Source organism: Actinoplanes sp. NPDC051475 (assembly GCF_040689425.1).
Lineage (GTDB): Bacteria > Actinomycetota > Actinomycetes > Mycobacteriales > Micromonosporaceae > Actinoplanes.
This window is the reverse complement of record NZ_JBFAZZ010000009.1, coordinates 162,557-178,416: the sequence shown is the minus strand read 5'-3', so window position 1 is coordinate 178,416 and position 15,860 is coordinate 162,557. Positions and strand designations below refer to the sequence as shown.

Annotated in this window: 15 protein-coding genes; 10 read left to right on the top strand and 5 right to left on the bottom strand. The window is 72.8% G+C overall.

Features of this window, described 5'->3' with window-relative positions; translation table 11 throughout:
- Positions 1 to 67: 67 nt before the first annotated feature.
- Complete coding sequence (locus AB0368_RS20025; protein WP_366155395.1) at positions 68 to 652, bottom strand: hypothetical protein; 585 nt, start codon at positions 650 to 652, stop codon at positions 68 to 70.
- Positions 653 to 877: 225 nt separating this feature from the next.
- On the opposite strand from AB0368_RS20025, the gene yiaA reads away from it, so the two are divergent.
- Positions 878 to 1,339: an inner membrane protein YiaA gene (gene yiaA / locus AB0368_RS20020; RefSeq protein ID WP_366155394.1), complete on the top strand. Its 462-nt coding sequence runs from the start codon at positions 878 to 880 to the stop codon at positions 1,337 to 1,339.
- A gap of 4 nt (positions 1,340 to 1,343) precedes the next feature.
- Here the strand turns inward: yiaA and AB0368_RS20015 are convergent, their stop codons facing one another.
- A complete protein-coding gene (locus AB0368_RS20015; RefSeq protein ID WP_366155393.1) occupies positions 1,344 to 1,583 on the bottom strand; it encodes a hypothetical protein in 240 nt (79 codons plus the stop codon).
- A gap of 168 nt (positions 1,584 to 1,751) precedes the next feature.
- On the opposite strand from AB0368_RS20015, the gene AB0368_RS20010 reads away from it, so the two are divergent.
- From AB0368_RS20010 to AB0368_RS19990, 5 genes are all read left to right on the top strand, one after another.
- Positions 1,752 to 2,126 carry a response regulator gene (locus tag AB0368_RS20010; RefSeq protein ID WP_366155542.1) on the top strand — a complete coding sequence of 125 codons (375 nt, stop codon included), beginning with the start codon at positions 1,752 to 1,754 and terminating at the stop codon, positions 2,124 to 2,126.
- A 15-nt stretch (positions 2,127 to 2,141) separates the two neighbouring features.
- Positions 2,142 to 4,133, top strand: coding sequence for an ATP-binding protein (locus AB0368_RS20005; RefSeq protein ID WP_366155392.1), 1,992 nt, complete (start codon positions 2,142 to 2,144; stop codon positions 4,131 to 4,133).
- Positions 4,134 to 4,178: 45 nt separating this feature from the next.
- Positions 4,179 to 5,216 carry a LacI family DNA-binding transcriptional regulator gene (locus AB0368_RS20000; RefSeq protein WP_366155391.1) on the top strand — a complete coding sequence of 346 codons (1,038 nt, stop codon included), beginning with the start codon at positions 4,179 to 4,181 and terminating at the stop codon, positions 5,214 to 5,216.
- Between the two features lie 32 nt (positions 5,217 to 5,248).
- The gene (locus tag AB0368_RS19995; RefSeq protein WP_366155390.1) at positions 5,249 to 6,934 is read left to right on the top strand and encodes a glycoside hydrolase family 13 protein; all 1,686 of its coding nucleotides are present in this window, start codon (positions 5,249 to 5,251) and stop codon (positions 6,932 to 6,934) included.
- Between the two features lie 109 nt (positions 6,935 to 7,043).
- Positions 7,044 to 7,322 carry a hypothetical protein gene (locus tag AB0368_RS19990; RefSeq protein ID WP_366155389.1) on the top strand — a complete coding sequence of 93 codons (279 nt, stop codon included), beginning with the start codon at positions 7,044 to 7,046 and terminating at the stop codon, positions 7,320 to 7,322.
- A 3-nt stretch (positions 7,323 to 7,325) separates the two neighbouring features.
- On the opposite strand, the gene AB0368_RS19985 is transcribed toward AB0368_RS19990, so the two are convergent.
- Positions 7,326 to 8,534, bottom strand: coding sequence for a pyridoxal phosphate-dependent aminotransferase (locus AB0368_RS19985; RefSeq protein ID WP_366155388.1), 1,209 nt, complete (start codon positions 8,532 to 8,534; stop codon positions 7,326 to 7,328).
- Positions 8,535 to 8,626: 92 nt separating this feature from the next.
- Here AB0368_RS19985 and AB0368_RS19980 point away from each other — a divergent pair, with 92 nt between their 5' ends.
- A complete protein-coding gene (locus AB0368_RS19980) occupies positions 8,627 to 10,327 on the top strand; it encodes a methyl-accepting chemotaxis protein (RefSeq protein ID WP_366155387.1) in 1,701 nt (566 codons plus the stop codon).
- Positions 10,328 to 10,330: 3 nt separating this feature from the next.
- On the opposite strand, the gene AB0368_RS19975 is transcribed toward AB0368_RS19980, so the two are convergent.
- Positions 10,331 to 12,043, bottom strand: a complete 1,713-nt coding sequence (locus tag AB0368_RS19975) for a HAMP domain-containing sensor histidine kinase (RefSeq protein WP_366155386.1) — start codon at positions 12,041 to 12,043, stop codon at positions 10,331 to 10,333.
- Between the two features lie 141 nt (positions 12,044 to 12,184).
- Here AB0368_RS19975 and AB0368_RS19970 point away from each other — a divergent pair, with 141 nt between their 5' ends.
- Genes AB0368_RS19970 through AB0368_RS19960 form a run of 3 tightly spaced genes read left to right on the top strand, consistent with a single transcriptional unit; the run spans position 12,185 to position 15,128 of the window.
- Positions 12,185 to 12,559 carry a response regulator gene (locus AB0368_RS19970; RefSeq protein WP_366155385.1) on the top strand — a complete coding sequence of 125 codons (375 nt, stop codon included), beginning with the start codon at positions 12,185 to 12,187 and terminating at the stop codon, positions 12,557 to 12,559.
- Positions 12,559 to 13,674: a HEAT repeat domain-containing protein gene (locus AB0368_RS19965; protein ID WP_366155541.1), complete on the top strand. Its 1,116-nt coding sequence runs from the start codon at positions 12,559 to 12,561 to the stop codon at positions 13,672 to 13,674. The genes AB0368_RS19970 and AB0368_RS19965 overlap by 1 nt, the downstream gene beginning before the upstream one ends.
- Complete coding sequence (locus AB0368_RS19960; protein ID WP_366155384.1) at positions 13,671 to 15,128, top strand: glycosyltransferase; 1,458 nt, start codon at positions 13,671 to 13,673, stop codon at positions 15,126 to 15,128. The genes AB0368_RS19965 and AB0368_RS19960 overlap by 4 nt, the downstream gene beginning before the upstream one ends.
- Here AB0368_RS19960 and AB0368_RS19955 read toward each other — a convergent pair.
- A complete protein-coding gene (locus AB0368_RS19955) occupies positions 15,096 to 15,761 on the bottom strand; it encodes a DUF3159 domain-containing protein (RefSeq protein WP_366155383.1) in 666 nt (221 codons plus the stop codon). The genes AB0368_RS19960 and AB0368_RS19955 overlap by 33 nt on opposite strands.
- Positions 15,762 to 15,860: the final 99 nt, after the last annotated feature.

The following is a 15,860-nucleotide window of genomic DNA, read 5'->3' as shown; positions in this document are numbered from 1 at the left end:
GCGGAAGGGTGTGGCCGCCGGGAAGGCGGGCCACCACATGCTCAATCGCGCGTGCATGGCGCCGAGCTTAGGGCCCGTCGCGGTAGCAGCGCCAGCCCGCGGGGCGGGTGTCGTCGATCTGATCGGCCCAGGCGGCGGAGCCGTAGCGCCACCGGCAGGCCGCGTCCATGTCGATGGGCACCGGGTCGCGCAGGATCCGGCCGCACATCCAGCCGCCGTTGGCCGAGAGGGCGAGGGTGCGCCTCCCGACGGTGGCCCGGCAGTACGCCGAGAGCAGCTGCGGCAGCCCGGCGTCGTCAGCGGGGCCGAGCAGCACGGGGGACGCGGACGAGCGGGATGCGGACGGGGAAGCGCTCAGTTTGCGTTGCTGGGCGACCGCATTCAGGGGCCGCCGCGACGCCGCCGGTACGGGGTTCGCCACCGGTGGCGGGATCGAGATCGCCGGCAACGGTACGGCGGCCTGCGGCGTACCGGCGTCGTGCAGGAACAGGGGGACGGTGGCGGCCAGCGCCAGCACCGCCGCGACCACGACCGCCCAGGGCCACCGGTGCGGCCGGGTCAGCGAGATCAGGTGGCGGGGGGCCGCCGTCCGCAGCGTGAGGTAGCGACCGTGCCCGGTGGCCCGGTGCCGGCCGTCGACCTGCTGAGGCACGCCTGCCGCTCCTCCCTGTGCAACGCCGCTACCGGCCGGAAACTTCACCCACCGTAATCGTGTTGGGGGAGTGCGACGTCAGACGTTCAGGCGGCTGCGGGCCCGCCGTCCGTACCGTTCGGCCTTCTACCCAGCGGGGTTGAGTACTGCTACTCACGGTCACCGGCCGGGCGCTGCCGCAGACTTTTGCAGGTCAGACCCCACCTAAAACGTTCGGAGCGCCTCGTGTCGTACCAGCCTTCTTCCCCGGCCAAGCCCACCGCCGCCTTCGTGGGCGCCTCCTGGACGGTTCTGTTCCTCGGTGTCCTGTCCTTCGCCACCGGACTGTGGAACGCCACGATGACTATCAGTGAGAAGGGCTTCTACGCCGCCGTCCTGCTGCTGGGGCTCTTCGCCGCGGTGTCGTTGCAGAAGTCGGTACGGGACCGTGCCGAAGGGCTCCCGGTCTCGGCGTTGTACCTGGGCCTGTCGTGGTCGGTCGTCGGGATCTCGACGGTGATGCTGGCGGTCGGCCTGTGGAACAGCGACATGGCCCGCAGTGAGAAGGGCTTCTACGGCCTGGCGTTCGCGATGACGATGTTCGCGGCGGTCGCCGTGCAGAAGAACGTCCGGGACATGCTGCAGTACCGGGCGCCGTCGCACGCCGTGGCCGCAGCGGCCGTCGCCCCCACGATCATCGCCCGATGACCGTTCAGGCGGCCTCGTACGCCGACCGCACCGCCTGCTGGGCCCAGCGCATGCGGCCGAGCGCGCAGTCGGGGTGCTCGCCGAACTCCTGGGCCACCAGGGCGGCGCAGCCGCCCTCGCCGAGGCGGTCCACCGTCTCCGTGACGACGGCCCGGATCACCTCGGGGGTGGGGTGCTGCGAGCGCTGGAGGTCGGAGACGAACAACGCCTCGTTGCGGAGGTCGTCGGAGTCGATAGCGGTCATCGGGTCCTCCTGCCGGGGGTCGAAGCGGGCGTCTGTGTCCAGGACACCTGGCCGGAGCTGCAGCTTCGCTGCGCGAGAGTTGCCATGCGGTTGCGGAGAGCGGCATTCACAGAGCGGACCAAACGGATATCGTGCTGATAACGAGCGAAACGCATGGGGGGAACAGCCGTGACGGTGGTCCTGGTCGCCGACGACGACGCCGACATCCGTGACCTGGTGGCGTTCAAGCTCGAACAGGCCGGCCTCGAGGTGATCGCCGTCGAGGACGGGCAGGCCGCGGTGGAGCAGGCCCGGGCGCGGCACCCCGCGCTCGCCGTCCTCGACGTGTCGATGCCCGGTCTGTCCGGAATTGACGTGTGCCGGATGCTGCGCGCGGATCCCTCCACCTCGGGAATGCTGATCATCATGCTGACGGCCCGGGTGCAGGAGCAGGACGTCGAGGGTGGTTTCAGCGCGGGCGCCGACGACTACGTCACCAAGCCGTTCAGCCCCCGCGAGCTGGTCTCGCGGATCCAGGCCCTGCTGAGCCGGGCCCGGGCCTGAGGGGACCGGACGCCCATGCCCCGGGACCGGTCCGTCGGGCGCCTGCTGACCCTGGCGTTCGGCGTACTGGTGGTTCTGATCGTGGGCTCCGGGGCGGCGCAGACCGCCGCGCTGGTCATGCAGCACCGGGTGGTCCGCGAGCTGTCCACACACGTGCAGCCGCTGGAGCTGGCCAACGCCGAGCTGCGGGGCGCCCTCGCCGACGGCCAGCAGGCCCTGCGCGGCTATCTGCTCACCGGTGACGGCCAGCTGCTCGATACGTACTACCTCGCGCGCAGCGACTACCAGCTCACCGGGCGCAGGCTGCGCGAGCTCGCCGACGACCGGGAGAACGGCGCCGTCGCACGGCAGCTCGGCCGCGCCGACGTCTGGTGGAGTCTCGCCGAGCAGCAGCGCCAGGCGCCGCCACGCAGCGACGTGGCGGCCGCGTACGTGGCCAAAGGCCGGCCGCTGTTCCAGGCGTTCACCGCCGAGAACCGCTCGCTCGACGCCGAGCTCGCCGCCCGCGCCGAGGTCCTGCATCGGCGCAGCACCCGGCTCAGCACCGTGACGACGGGCGTCGTGATCGTCCTGACCCTGCTGGCGGCGATGACCGCGGTCCTCGCCGCCGGCGTGATCCGGCGCCGGATCACCGGCCCGCTGGCCCGGGTCGTGTCGGTCATCGACCGGCGTCGCGCCGGGGAGCTGGACCTGCGCGCCGACGCGTCCGAGGGTCCCACCGAGGTCCGGGCCGTCGCGCAGGCGATCAACGAGATGGCCGTGGAGGGCGACCGCATCCGTGGGGCCGAGAAGGACGTCGAGCGCCTGCGGGCCGAGACGCGGCAGCTCGGCTACCGCATCCGGTCGCACCTCAAGGTGGAGGAGGCGCTCCAGGAGGCGGTGCGCGGCCTGGCCGACATCGTCCGCGCCGACCACGTGCTGGTCCGGATGGCGCCCGGCCAGACCGACGTTCCGCCGCTGGTGAGCCTGCGCGACGAGCATGTCGGCGGGGTGCTCAAGGAGCTCGCCGACTGCGACGTCGCCTGGCTGCGCAGCGGCGACGCGTGGTCGTCCGGGGAAATGGCGGCCGCGGAGCAGGGCGCGCCGCCGGAGGACGAGCGGCGTGCCTGCGCGGCCGCCGGTGCCGGCGCGGTCCTGACCGTCGCGGTCAGCGGCAGCGACGAGTGCCTGGGCGCGCTCACCTTGATGCGGGACGCCGGGCCGGCCTGGTCGGAGGTGGAGCTGCGGCTGGTCGAGTCCGTCGCCGCCGATCTCGGCCGCGGCGTGCACCACGCCCGGCTGTACGAGCGCGAGCAGCACCTGGTGGCCCGCCTGCAGGAGCTGGACACGGCGAAGACCGACTTCATGTCGACCGTCTCGCACGAGCTGCGCACGCCGCTGACCAGCATCGCCGGCTACGTCGAGCTGCTGCTCGACGCGGAGGGCGGCGAGCTGACCCCGCCGCAGCAAAAGATGCTCGAGGTGATCGGGCGCAACACCCGGCGGCTACGGGAGCTGATCGAGGACATGCTGATCCTGTCCAAGATCGAATCGGGTTCCTTCCGCCCCTCGCGCCGGCCGGTCGACCTGGCCGAGCTCGCCGGCCACGCGATGACGGCGATGGGGCCGGCCGCGGCCAAGGGTCAGGTGACGCTCCGCACCGAGGTCGAGGGCCCGATCGAGCTCAGCGCCGACCCCGACCAGCTCGACCGAATCCTGACGAACCTGCTGTCCAACGCTGTCAAGTTCAGCAAGCCCGACGGTACGGTCACCCTGTCCGCCCGCCGCCAGGGCGAGGAGGTGCACCTGACGGTCGCGGACAACGGCATGGGCATCCCGCCGGACGAGCAGCAGTCCCTGTTCGCCCGATTCTTCCGCGCCAGCAACGCGATCCACCAGGCGATCCCCGGCACCGGCCTGGGCCTGGCCATCGTGCGGACCATCGTGGACAACCACGGCGGCCGCATCGCGGTGGACTCGACCCAGGGGGTCGGCACCACGGTCACCGTCCGGCTCCCGGTGCGGTGACTGGGATATCGTGAGCGCCCACCCACGACAGCGAGGTGTGAGCGCATGCGACGACGGGCCGGCGGCAAGCCGACGTCCAGCGATGTCGCCGCCGCGGCCGGGGTTTCCCGCTCCGCCGTGTCGTTCGCCTTCAACAACCCCCAGCGGATCTCCACCGCCACCCGCGAACGCATCCTCGCCGTCGCCGAGGAGATCGGGTACGCCCCCAGCACGCTGGCCCGGATGCTGCAGGCCGGCACGACGAACTCCCTCGGCGTGCTCCTGCCCCAACGGCTCGCCCGGGTGCTGGACAACCCGTACTACGCCCGCTTCCTCATGGGCGTGGGACAGGTCTGCGACCAGGAGGGGTACACCCTGTTGCTGTCGCCGCCGCTGCAGGACTCGGTGCTCAAGGCCATCCCGTACGCGGCGGTCGACGGCTTCGTGGTCTGCGGGCTGGAGGCCGACCGCGGCGAGGTCGCCGAGCTGGAGCGGCGCGGCATCCCGTTCGTGCTCATCGACAGCGACCGGCACGAGAACGCGCCCAGCGTGGATGTCGACGACCACGGCGGCGCCCGCGACGTCGCGCGATACCTGCTGGACCTGGGGCACCGGCGGATAGCGGTCCTGTCGATGGATCCGGGCCCGGACACCGCCGTCCGTGGCTACCGGGGTCCGCTCGCGCGGCGGATGGCCGGCATCGCCGAGGCGCTGGCCGGCGCGGGGCTGAGCATGGCCGACGTGAAGCTGGCCGAGGTGCCGGTGACGCGGACCGACGGCTATCGCGCGACGAGGCAGCTGATGGCGCAGGACCCGCCCACTGCGATCCTCGCCCTGTCCGACGTGCTCGCGTACGGGGCGGTGGACGCGCTCAAGGAGCTCGGGGTCGAGGTGCCGGGGCAGGTCTCGGTGACCGGATTCGACGACCTCGCCGAGTCCGCGTGGTTCCGGCCGCGGCTGACCACCGTACGCCAGCCGATCGTCACCAAGGGTCGTACCGCCGCGGACTTCCTCATCTCCGCCATCCGCGGCGAGGACCAGCATCCCCATCAATCACTCAGTACGTCGCTGATCGTCCGGGATTCGGCGGCCGCACCCATGTAACACGTGTTAGTAACGTGCTAGCGTCTCGCGCCATGACCGATCAACTGATCGCACGGCGGGACTTCGCCGTCGCCGCGTCCGTCTCCTGGTGGCGGGACGCGGTCATCTACCAGATCTACCCGCGCAGCTTCGCCGACGCGAACGGCGACGGCATCGGGGATCTGCCCGGCATCCGCAGCCGGCTGCCGTACCTCCGTGAGCTCGGCATCGACGCCGTGTGGCTCTCGCCCTTCTACGCCTCGCCGCAGGCCGACGCCGGCTACGACGTGGCCGACTACCGCACCGTCGACCCCGTTTTCGGCACGCTCGCTGATGCGGAGGGCCTCATCGGCGACGCCCACGACCTCGGCCTGCGCGTGATCGTCGACCTCGTCCCGAACCACTCGTCGGACCAGCACGAGTGGTTCCGGCGGGCGATCGCCGAGGGGCCCGGCTCGCCGTTCCGCGAGCGGTACCACTTCCGGCCCGGCCGCGGCGCGGACGGCGAGCTGCCGCCCAACGACTGGCCGTCGATCTTCGGCGGGCCGGCCTGGACCCGGGCGGCGAACCCGGACGGCAGCCCGGGCGAGTGGTACCTGCACCTGTTCGCCCCCGAGCAGCCCGACTTCAACTGGGACCACCCGGCGGTCGCCGACGAGTTCCGGACGATCCTGCGCTTCTGGCTCGACCTCGGCGTCGACGGCTTCCGCATAGACGTCGCGCACGGGCTGGTCAAGGCCCAGGGCCTGCCCGACCTCGGCGTCGAGACCCAGTGGCACCTGCTCGACGTCGGCGTCAGCCCGTGCTTCGACCGCGACGGCGTGCACGACATCTACCGCAGCTGGCGGCGCATCCTCGACGAATACCCCGGCGAGCGGATCGCGGTCGCCGAGGCGTGGGCGCCGACGCTCGAGCGGGTCGCCGCGTACGTACGCCCGGACGAACTGCACCAGGCGTTCAACTTCAGCTACCTCGGCACCGCCTGGAACGCGGCGGAGCAGCGGCGGATGATCGACGCCTCGCTGGCGGCCATGCGGGCGGTGGGGGCACCGGCGACCTGGACGCTGTCCAACCACGACGTCGTCCGGCACACCACCCGCCTCCTGCAGGCCGGCGAGGGCGAGGACGGCGAGGTCGCCGGGCGCCGCCCCACGGAGGTCGACCCTGCCGCCGGGCTGCGCCGGGCCCGCGCCGCGTCCCTGCTGCTGCTGGCGCTGCCCGGGGCGGCGTACCTCTACCAGGGTGAGGAGCTGGGCCTGCCGGAGGTCGTGGACCTGCCCCCGGAGGTGCGGCAGGATCCGGCGTTCCACCGGGCCACCGGCCAGGACGGCTATCGCGACGGCTGCCGGGTGCCGATCCCGTGGCACGGCGACCGGGCGCCGTACGGCTTCGGTCCGGAGGGCGGGCCGAGCTGGCTGCCGCAGCCGGAATCCTGGGCGCGGCTCAGCGTCGCCGCGCAGCAGGGCGAACCGGGCTCGACCCTGTCGCTGTACCGCGCGGCCCTGGCCGTCCGCCGGTCGCACCCCGGCCTCGGCGCCGTGGACGACCTGCGCTGGGTCGAGGCCGGGGAGGGCGTGCTCGCCTTCGACCGCGACGGTTTCCGGTGCACGGTGAACATGAGCGCCGAGCCGGTCCGCATCGCCCGCCCCGGCGACGTGCTGCTGGCCAGCGGCCCGACCGAAGCGGACCCGGACACCGTCGTGCTGCCGCCCGACACGACCGTCTGGTGGAACGTCTGAGCCGCTGACCGCGCCCGGCGGGGCCCGGTGGCCAGGGTCGCGTCGGGTGGCGGACAGCTGAGTACGCGTACCGATGGCAGGCGGCCCGGCGGTGGGAAGACTGGCGGGCATGCGTATGACGACAGCGATCCTGACCACGACCGCGTTGGCCACCCTGCTCCTGGCCGGCGGCTGCGGCTTCCACGACGCGATGTGCTCCTCGGGGGAGTACCCGGTGAAGGCCGTCCGCAGCACCACCGGCGGGGACTGCGTCAAGGACGGCGAGGAGCCGCCCGCCGGCTACGTGCGCTACCCGCAGGGCAAGGTGCCGAAGTACGTCGACGACGAGTGGGACCGCTACTGGAGCGAGCACATGCTCGACGCCGACGGCAACGAGGTGGCCTCCTGAGCCCTACTGCTCGTACGTCTCCAGGAAGCGGCGCAGCCGGTCGGTGGCGTCGTCGAGCACGTCCACCGGGGCCAGGAAGACCATCCGGATGTGGTCCGGGGTCGGCAGGTTGAAGCCGGTGCCGTGGGACAACAGCATCAGTTGCTGCTCCAGCAGGTCGATGATGAGCCGCTGATCGTCGCGGATCTTGTGGACCTCGGGGTCGAGCCGGGCGAAGAGGTAGAGCGCCCCCTCGGGTTTCACGCAGTCGACCCCGGGGATCTCGTTGATCTTCTGCCAGGCGTGGTTGCGCTGCTCGTAGAGGCGCCCGCCGGGGCGGATCAGCGTGGTGATGCTCTGGAAGCCGCCCAGGGCGGTCTGCACCGCGTGCTGGGCCGGCACGTTCGGGCACAGCCGCATGTTCGCCAGCAGTTGGAGGCCCTCCAGGTATTCGGCGGCGTGGGTCGTGGGCCCGCTGACCGCCATCCACCCGGACCGGAAGCCCGCCGCCCGGTACGTCTTCGACAGCCCGCCCATGGTGAGCACCAGCAGGTCCGGGGCGAGCGCCGCCGCGCAGACGTGCTCCGCGTCGTCGTACAGGATCTTGTCGTAGATCTCGTCGGAGAGCACCAGCAGCTGGTGCCGCCGGGCGATCTCGAGGAGGCCGAGCAGGGTCTCGCGCGAGTACACCGCGCCGGTCGGGTTGTTCGGGTTGATGATCACGATGGCCCGCGTGTTCGGGGTGATCTGCGCCGCCACGTGCTCGAGATCCGGCTGCCAGCCCTGCGACTCCTCGCAGCGGTAGTGCACCGGCCGCCCCCCGCACAGCGTCACGCCGCCCGTCCACAGGGGGTAGTCCGGGCTCGGCACGAGCACTTCGTCGCCGGTGTTGAGCAGCGCCTGCAGCGACATGACGATCAGCTCGGACACCCCGTTGCCGAGGAAGACGTCGTCGGGCTGGACGTTCTCGACGCCGAGGGTCTGGTAATACTGCGCGACCGCGACCCGGGCCGAGTAGATGCCGCGGGCGTCGCTGTAGCCCTCGGCGTCGGTCAGGTTGTGCACCATGTCCGCGACGATCGGCTCCGGCGTGTTCAGTCCCCAGGGGGCCGGATTGCCGAGGTTGAGCTTGAGGATGCGGTGGCCCGCGTTCTCCAGCTCCTGGGCCCGCCGCAGCACCGGGCCGCGGATGTCGTATCGGACATTCTTCAGCCTGCTCGCCTGGGACACCATACGATCGAGACTAGGCCCCACCCGGCGGTGAGCCGCGTCATGGGCGTGGGTTCGTCACTCAGCTCGTCCGCTAGCGCGCCGACAGGTTTCCTGTGCGAAGAAAGCTCAGACGATTCATTCCGACCGTCGCCGCCCTGATCGGGTGCGGGGCCGCCTTCCTGTTCATGCAGCAGGTCACGACCGGGGCGTTCGACGGCCTCGAGGCGCGGCAGGTGGCCCAGGACGCCGACCGGATCCGTTCGGGCCTGGACACCCAGGCCCGGCTGCTCACCACGTTCGGCGCCACCAACGCGGTGTGGGACGACACCTACCAGGACATCGCCACCGGGAACAAGGAGGCCTTCGCCGAGGACTTCCCGCCGGACGCCGACGAGAGCGCCGGCAACTTCGACGCCATCCTCGGTGTGGATCTCGACGGCCGGTTGGTCGCGGGCGGCATGTCCGGCGGCACGGCGTTCCAGGCGCCCCCCGACGGGCTCACCGATCCCCAGGTGCTCGGTCGTTTGTTCGACCCCGCCGCGGCGGCCGGGACCGCCCGCTGCGGCATCGTCTCCGCAGACTTCAAGTACCTGTTCTGCGGCCTGGGCGCGTTCCCCAACTCCGGCGAGGGGCGTCCGTCCGGTGGCCTGGTGCTGTTGCAGCGGCTGTCCCCGGAGCGGATGAAGCTTTTCAGCGCGGACATCAACCTGCCCACGGTCGTCGCCGGGCAGCGACGCAGCGCCGGGGACGCGCAGAAGCCGGTCACCAGCCTCGTCGGTGCCGTAGACGTGCAGACGACCGTGTTGAGCGCCGACCGGATCGCCCTGGACGCGAACATCAAGACCGCCGACGGCGCCGAGCTGGTGCTCGAGTCGGTCCGAGGCCGACCGATCCACGCCGCCGCCACCAGCACGGCGGGCAAGCTGTTCGCCTTCATCGCGGTCGCCACCCTGCTCATCGTGGCGCTGATGACCTGGTCGGGCCGCCGGGCGGTACGCCGCCGGGTGCGCCCGCTGCGGCAGACGACCGAGCAGATCGTCGCCTCCGGCGACTACGACCTGAGGGTGGGCGTCACCGGCCACGACGACATCGCCGCCCTGGGCCGGACCATCGACGCCATGCTCGACACGATCGGCAGCCGGGACCGCCTCCTGCAGAGCGAGCAGCAGCAGCGCAGGCAGGAGCTGCAGGAGACCCACGAGCGGCAGACCGCCGCGGAGCGCGAGGCCCAGGAGCACGCCCGGCAGCTCGTCGACGAGACGTCGTCGTTCGTCGCGAGGCAGCTTGCCGGCGTCTCCGACCAGGCCACGGCGGTCGGCGTGGCGGCCGGCCGCATCGACGAGCGGGTCCGCGACGCCCGGGTGGCGGCGGGCCACCTGCTGGACAACAACACCGAGGCCAGCCGGGCCGTCGGCACGCTGCACGACAGCCTGCGCAAGGTCGACGAGGTGGCCCGCTTCATCGGCGGCATCGCCCGGCAGACCAACCTGCTCGCGCTCAACGCCGAGATCGAGGCGGCCCGGGCCGGTGCGGCCGGTCAGGGCTTCGCCGTGGTGGCCAACGAGGTCAAGACGCTGGCCGGCACCACCGCCGAGTCCACCGCGACGATCAGCGCCACCCTGGACGAGCTGAACCGGCACGTGACGGCGGTCGTCGAGATCATGACGACCATGAGCACCACCATCGCCGCGATCGACCACACCACGTCGGACGCCCAGCAGATGACGGAGGAGCAAGAGGCCGTCGTGGCCGACCTGACCGCCCGCGTCGCGGAGGCCGGCGAGCGCCTCGAGGCGCTCGTCTCCCGCACCTGACAGTCAGGCCAGGTCGGCGGCGAGGAGTTCGGTTCCCGGGTCCGGGGCGACCGGGGAGGCCGCCACGGTGAACCAGAAGATGCTTCCGCCGCCCGGGTTGGGCGTCACGCCGAGCTCGCCGCCGTGCCGGGCGACGATGCGGCGGCACAGCGCCAGGCCCAGGCCGGCGCCCGGGTAGGCCTCGGCGGCCGCGGCCCGGTGGAACGGTGCGAAGATCCGGTCGCGCTCTTCCTCGGGTACGCCGATGCCGCGGTCCGCGACCTCGATGCGCCACCAGCCCGGGGCGTGCTCGTGGGCGTCGACGGCGATGCGGGCTACCGAGCCCTGCCGGACGAAGCGGACGGCGTTGTCGACCAGCCGGCCCAGCACCTCGCCGAGCAGCCCCGCGTCGGCCAGGACCGCGGGCAGGTCGCCCACCTCGATCCCGGGGCGCCGGCCGTCGATCCGGTCGAGCCGGTCGGCGACCACCTCGAGGGCCAGGGTGGTGGCGTCGACGGCCTCCAGCTTGAGCGCGGCGTCGGGCGCGGATGAGTACGCCAGCAGCTCGTCCACCAGCGTGAGCATGCGCCGGGTGTTGTGCCCGATGCGCTGGAGGAAGTCCTGTGACTCCGGGTCGAGCCGGGGTGCGGCGTCTTCGAGCAGCAGGTCGGTGAAGCCGGCGATGCTGTGCAGCGGGGTGTGCAGACGTTCCCCGGCCGCGGTGGCGAAGCCGCGCAGTTCGGCCTCGCGCTCGCGGAGGGCCTCGGCGGCGACGGCAGCGGCCTCCTCGGCGGCGCGTGCCCGGTCGAGCAGCACCCCGCGGTCGGCGACGTCGTCGCGGGTACGGGCGGCGGCACCGCGGCGACCGGCCTCGACGGCGAGGATGCTCGCGGCCAGGGCCAGGGTCAGAACCGTGGTGCCGAGCATGGTCAGCGGGGCAGCGGCGGAGAGTTCCGGGCCGACCAGCGCGGTGACCGGGCGGACCGAGACCTGCCACGAGAGCCCGGCGAAGGCCAGGTCGACGATCGCGTGCCGGGCGCCGTGCGGGTCGCCGCCCCAGCGGCTCACCTCGCGGGCGACGCCGTCGGGCGCGGTCACGGTGAGGACGGTGGCGACGCCGGTGACGCCGGCCGCCCGCAGGGACTGCTGGAGCAGCTCGGGGGCGCGTACGGCGACGACGACCCAGCCCTGGAAGGTGGTGCCGTACACGGGGGCGACGAGGTCGAAGGCGAGCGCGTGCTGGGCCGGCGGCAGGTCGCGGTCCGCGGGCAGGACGTGCGCCGGGCCGGCCACCAGGCGGCCGTGAACGCGGGCCAGGGCGAGGGCGCCCGCGAGGTCCGGGCCGGGGTTCAGGGTGCGGCGCGGCGGTGGCGTGCTGCCGTCGACGGTGTGCTGGGCGAGGATCGTGCCGGCGGCGTCGACCACGACGACCTGGTGCGCGCCGGGGAGCCGGTCGCCGACGATGCGGGACACGACGGGGGAGAGGCCGGCGGCGGGCGGGGTGGCGGCGGCCGCGACCAGGGTGTGCAGGGTGTCGGCGTACCGCTGGAAGGTCGTGTCGAGCGCGCTCCGCACGCTGATGGTCCGCATGGTGAGTGCCGCGGAGGCGGCGTCGTCCTCGGCGGCGGCGAGGCCGGATGCGGCCGCGGCGCCGGTGCCGAGCCCGAGCACGAGCGTGACAGCGGCCAACGCCGCGCCACGCCGGCCGATGGCCTCGAGCCCCCTGGTGAAGTTCACGGAGCCTCTATCGGACGTGGCGGCGACGCGGTTGAGAAGGCCGGGACCGGTTGCAGCTTTGCTCCTCGTTCCCGGCGATGCATGCCCACATAACGGATATGTTGGACAGGTCAGCGGCCGGTTCGGCACTCCGGGGGGACGATGAGCACGATTCTGCTCGTCGAGGACGATCCGGACATCCGGCATCTGGTGGCGTACAAGCTCGGCAAGGGCGGCATGGACGTGATCGGCGTGGCCGATGGGGTGGCGGCGCTCCGGGAGGCGCGGACGCACCCGCCGGACCTGGTCCTGCTCGACGTCCGGATGCCGCACATGTCCGGCATCGAGGTGTGCCGCGAGCTGCGGGCCGGGCCGCTGTCTCCCGACGTACCGATCATCATGCTGACCGCCCGGTCCCGCCCGCAGGACCTGGAGCAGGGGTTCGCCGCCGGTGCCACCGACTACATCGTGAAGCCGTTCAGCCCGCGCGAACTGCTGGAGCGCGTAGAGGCCGCGCTGGCGCGGGTGACCCGGTGATGCTGCACGTCTTCACCGTGGTCATCGCGATCCTCGCCGGGATCGTCGCCGTGACCGCGGTCGGCATCATCGTCGTCCGGCTCCTGCGCCGGACCCGGCTACGCAAGCGGGCGCAGCTCGCCACGCTCCCGCGCCGCGCGCTGCTTGCCTTCGTGGCGGAGAACGGCGAGGAGGGCGGCGACGAGCTGGTCGCCATCCCGGACGACGCCTGGCGCGCCGCCGAGCCGCACGCCCTCGCGCTGCTCGGCAAGCTGCGCGGCGAGGCCCACCTCGGGCTGGTCTCCGTGTTCCTGCGCCGCGGCACCGCGCGTACGGCCCTCGCCCGGTTGCACTCCCGCAGCCCGGTCAGGCGCGCCCGGGCCGCCCAGGTGCTCGGCGACCTGGAGCTGCGCCAGGCGGTACCGGAGCTGTGCCGGCTGCTCACCGACCGGCATGCCGAGGTGCGCGTGGTCGCCGTACGCGCGCTCGGCCGCATCGGTGACCCGGCAGCGGCCTGGCGCATCATCGCCAGCCTGGACCGCTCCGATCCGATCCCGTCGCTGCTGGCCAGCCACACGCTCGCGCAGCTCGGCGCGGAGGCCGAGGTGACGCTCTCGGCCGCGCTCGACCACCCGCAGGCCCGGGTACGCGCGGTCTGCCTCGACGCTCTCGGCCTGCTCGGCGCCACCGGCTCGGTGCACCGCGTGGCGCGGGTGCTGCGCGAGGACACGAACCTCGACGTCCGGGTGGCCGCCGCGGCGAACCTGGGCAAGCTCGGTACGCGCAGCGCCCTGGACCCGCTCACCCTCGCGGTGCACAGCTCCCGTCCCACCACGCTGCGCGCCACCGCGGCCCGCGCGCTGGGCGACATCGGTTCCCCGGCGGCGGTCCCCGCGCTGGTGGCACTGCTCGGCGACGAGGCGTACCAGGTGGCTCACGAGGCCGCGCACGCGCTGCGCCGGATCGGCCCGGCGGGGCTCGACGCGCTGCGGGAGGCCGTCGACCGGGACCGGGCGTGTGCCGAGGCCAACGGGGCCGGCGCGCACGCGCAGCGGTCGGCCGCGGCCCTGCACGCCGAGGAGGCGCTCGCGCTCGCCGGGGTACTCGGGGCGGAACGGGTCGGGGCCGCCCGGTGACCGACCTGGTACGCGACCTGCTGACGTACACGGACTTCGCGATCTTCGCGTACTTCATCGCGCTCAACAGCGGCTACCTCGTGCTGATCGTCCTGGCCGGGCTCGAGTTCCGCCGCCACCTGCGGCGCCTGCCGTTCGCCGGCGCCGACGACATGTTCCGCAGCCCGCTGACCCTGCCGGTGTCGGTCATCGTGCCCGCGTACAACGAGGGGGCCGGCATCGTCGCCGCGGTCCAGGCGATGACCGCGCTGCGCTATCCGCGCTACGAGGTGGTGGTGGTCGACGACGGCTCCAGCGACGACACGTTCGAGCTGCTGCGGGAGCGGTTCGACCTCGTTCCCGTGCCGCGGGTGGTGCCGGCGGAGATCCCGTACCGGTCGCAGGTGCTGTCCGTGCACGTCGCGCGCGCCAACCCGCAGACCCTGACCGTGGTCCGCAAGACCAACGGCGGCAAGGCGGACGCCCTCAACGTCGGCATCAACCTGGCCCGGCACCCGCTGGTCTGCATGGTTGACGCGGACTCGGTGCTCGACCCCGACGCCCTGCTGTCGGTCGCGAAGCCGTTCGGTGACGACCCGCTGCGCGTCGCCGCCTGCGGCGGGGTGGTCCGCATCGCCAACGGCTGCAAGGTGGTCGGCGGCCGCGTCGTCGACGTCCGGATGCCGAAGCCCTGGCTGCTGCGGGTGCAGGTCGTCGAATACCTGCGGGCGTTCCTCATGGGCCGCACCGGCTGGTCGCGGCTCGGCGGCCTGGTGGTGATCTCCGGCGCGTTCGGCATCTTCCGGCGCGACCTGGTCGTTCAGGTCGGTGGCATGGACCCGGACACCATCGGCGAGGACGCCGAGCTCGTCGTGCGCCTGCACCACCACCTGCGCCTGGCCAAGGCCGACTACCGCGTCATCTTCGTCGCCGAGCCGGTCAGCTGGAGCGAGGCGCCGTCCAGCATGAGGGTGCTGGGCCAGCAGCGGCGGCGCTGGCACCGCGGCATCGCCGAGATCCTCAGCAAGCACCGCGGCATGATCCTCAATCCCCGTTACGGCCGCATCGGCCTGCTCGCCCTGCCGTACTACGTCGTGTTCGAGCTGCTGGCGCCGTTCGTCGAGCTGCTGGCGGTGGTCCTGCTGCCGCTCGGGCTGTGGGCGGGCGCGGTCAACATCGGCTTTGCGTGGCGCTTTGTGCTGGTGGCGTACGGCTACGGGCTCCTGGTCAGCCTGATGTCGCTGTTCATCGAGGAGGTCTCCTTCCACCGCTATCCGCGCTGGTCGGACATGGTCCGCGGGGTGGCCGCGGCGATACTGGAGAACTTCGGCTACCGCCAGGTGCTGGCCGTGTGGCAGGCCGCCGGCGCCGTGGGGGCCTGGCGCGGGCGCAAGGCGGTGTGGGGCGTCATGCAGCGCGAGGGCTTCGGTGGCGACATGGACTCACCCGAGATGGTCGGCGTCAGCCGGGGCTGACTGTGCCTCCGTCCGCGGGTGGCGCAGCCCGGGATGGCCGGCCGGCAGGCTGCGGCGGATCACCCACCAGCTGACCGCCAGGCATGCCGCCACCAGCGGCCAGGTCAGCACCGCCCGCGCCACCCCCAGCGCCACGACCGCGTGCGCGGCCCAGAGCGGCACGAACACCGCCAGCCGCAGCACGTACTGCAGAACCCAGATCCAACTGCCTTTCGAGTACGCCCGCAGCAGCGCCGGATCGCGCCGCCACCGCGTCTTCTGCCCGAGGACCGCGCCCACGACGACGCCGAGCAGCGGCCACCGGATCACGATGCTGACCGCCCACGCCAGCGCGCTCAGCGCGTTGGTGACGATCTGCAGCAGGAAGAAGTCCTCGGCGCGCCCGGTGCGCAGCGCGATCATCGCGGCGACGCCGACGCCCAGCAGCCCGATGAGCACGGCGCGCGGACGGTCACCCTGCCGCAGCCGGAGCATCGCCACCGCCGCCGCGGCCACCAGCGCCGCCGCCGTGCCCGCCCCGAGCGACCGGCCGCCGATCAGCCAGCCCGCGACGAACACCACCGGCGGCACGGTCGCGTCGAGCGCGGCCCGCCGTCCTCCCAGCACCTCGGCCAGCGACTCCGGTTCCGCCACGCCCCACCCCGTTCTCGAGTTAGGTCAGCCTACCTTTCAGCTGTACGACGGTGGGGGTTGCGGGAGCGGCAGTTGCGGGTAGGAACCCGGGCATGGTGG

Bases quoted from the DNA above. Each gene is read 5' to 3' on its own strand.
- AB0368_RS20000 (WP_366155391.1), top strand. From the start codon at position 4,179: ATGCGACGACGGGCCGGCGGCAAGCCGACGTCCAGCGATGTCGCCGCC.
- AB0368_RS19965 (WP_366155541.1), top strand. From the start codon at position 12,559: ATGCTGCACGTCTTCACCGTGGTCATCGCGATCCTCGCCGGGATCGTC.
- AB0368_RS20005 (WP_366155392.1), top strand. From the start codon at position 2,142: ATGCCCCGGGACCGGTCCGTCGGGCGCCTGCTGACCCTGGCGTTCGGC.
- AB0368_RS19985 (WP_366155388.1), bottom strand. From the start codon at position 8,534: ATGGTGTCCCAGGCGAGCAGGCTGAAGAATGTCCGATACGACATCCGC.
- AB0368_RS19995 (WP_366155390.1), top strand. From the start codon at position 5,249: ATGACCGATCAACTGATCGCACGGCGGGACTTCGCCGTCGCCGCGTCC.
- AB0368_RS19970 (WP_366155385.1), top strand. From the start codon at position 12,185: ATGAGCACGATTCTGCTCGTCGAGGACGATCCGGACATCCGGCATCTG.
- AB0368_RS20015 (WP_366155393.1), bottom strand. From the start codon at position 1,583: ATGACCGCTATCGACTCCGACGACCTCCGCAACGAGGCGTTGTTCGTC.
- AB0368_RS19990 (WP_366155389.1), top strand. From the start codon at position 7,044: ATGCGTATGACGACAGCGATCCTGACCACGACCGCGTTGGCCACCCTG.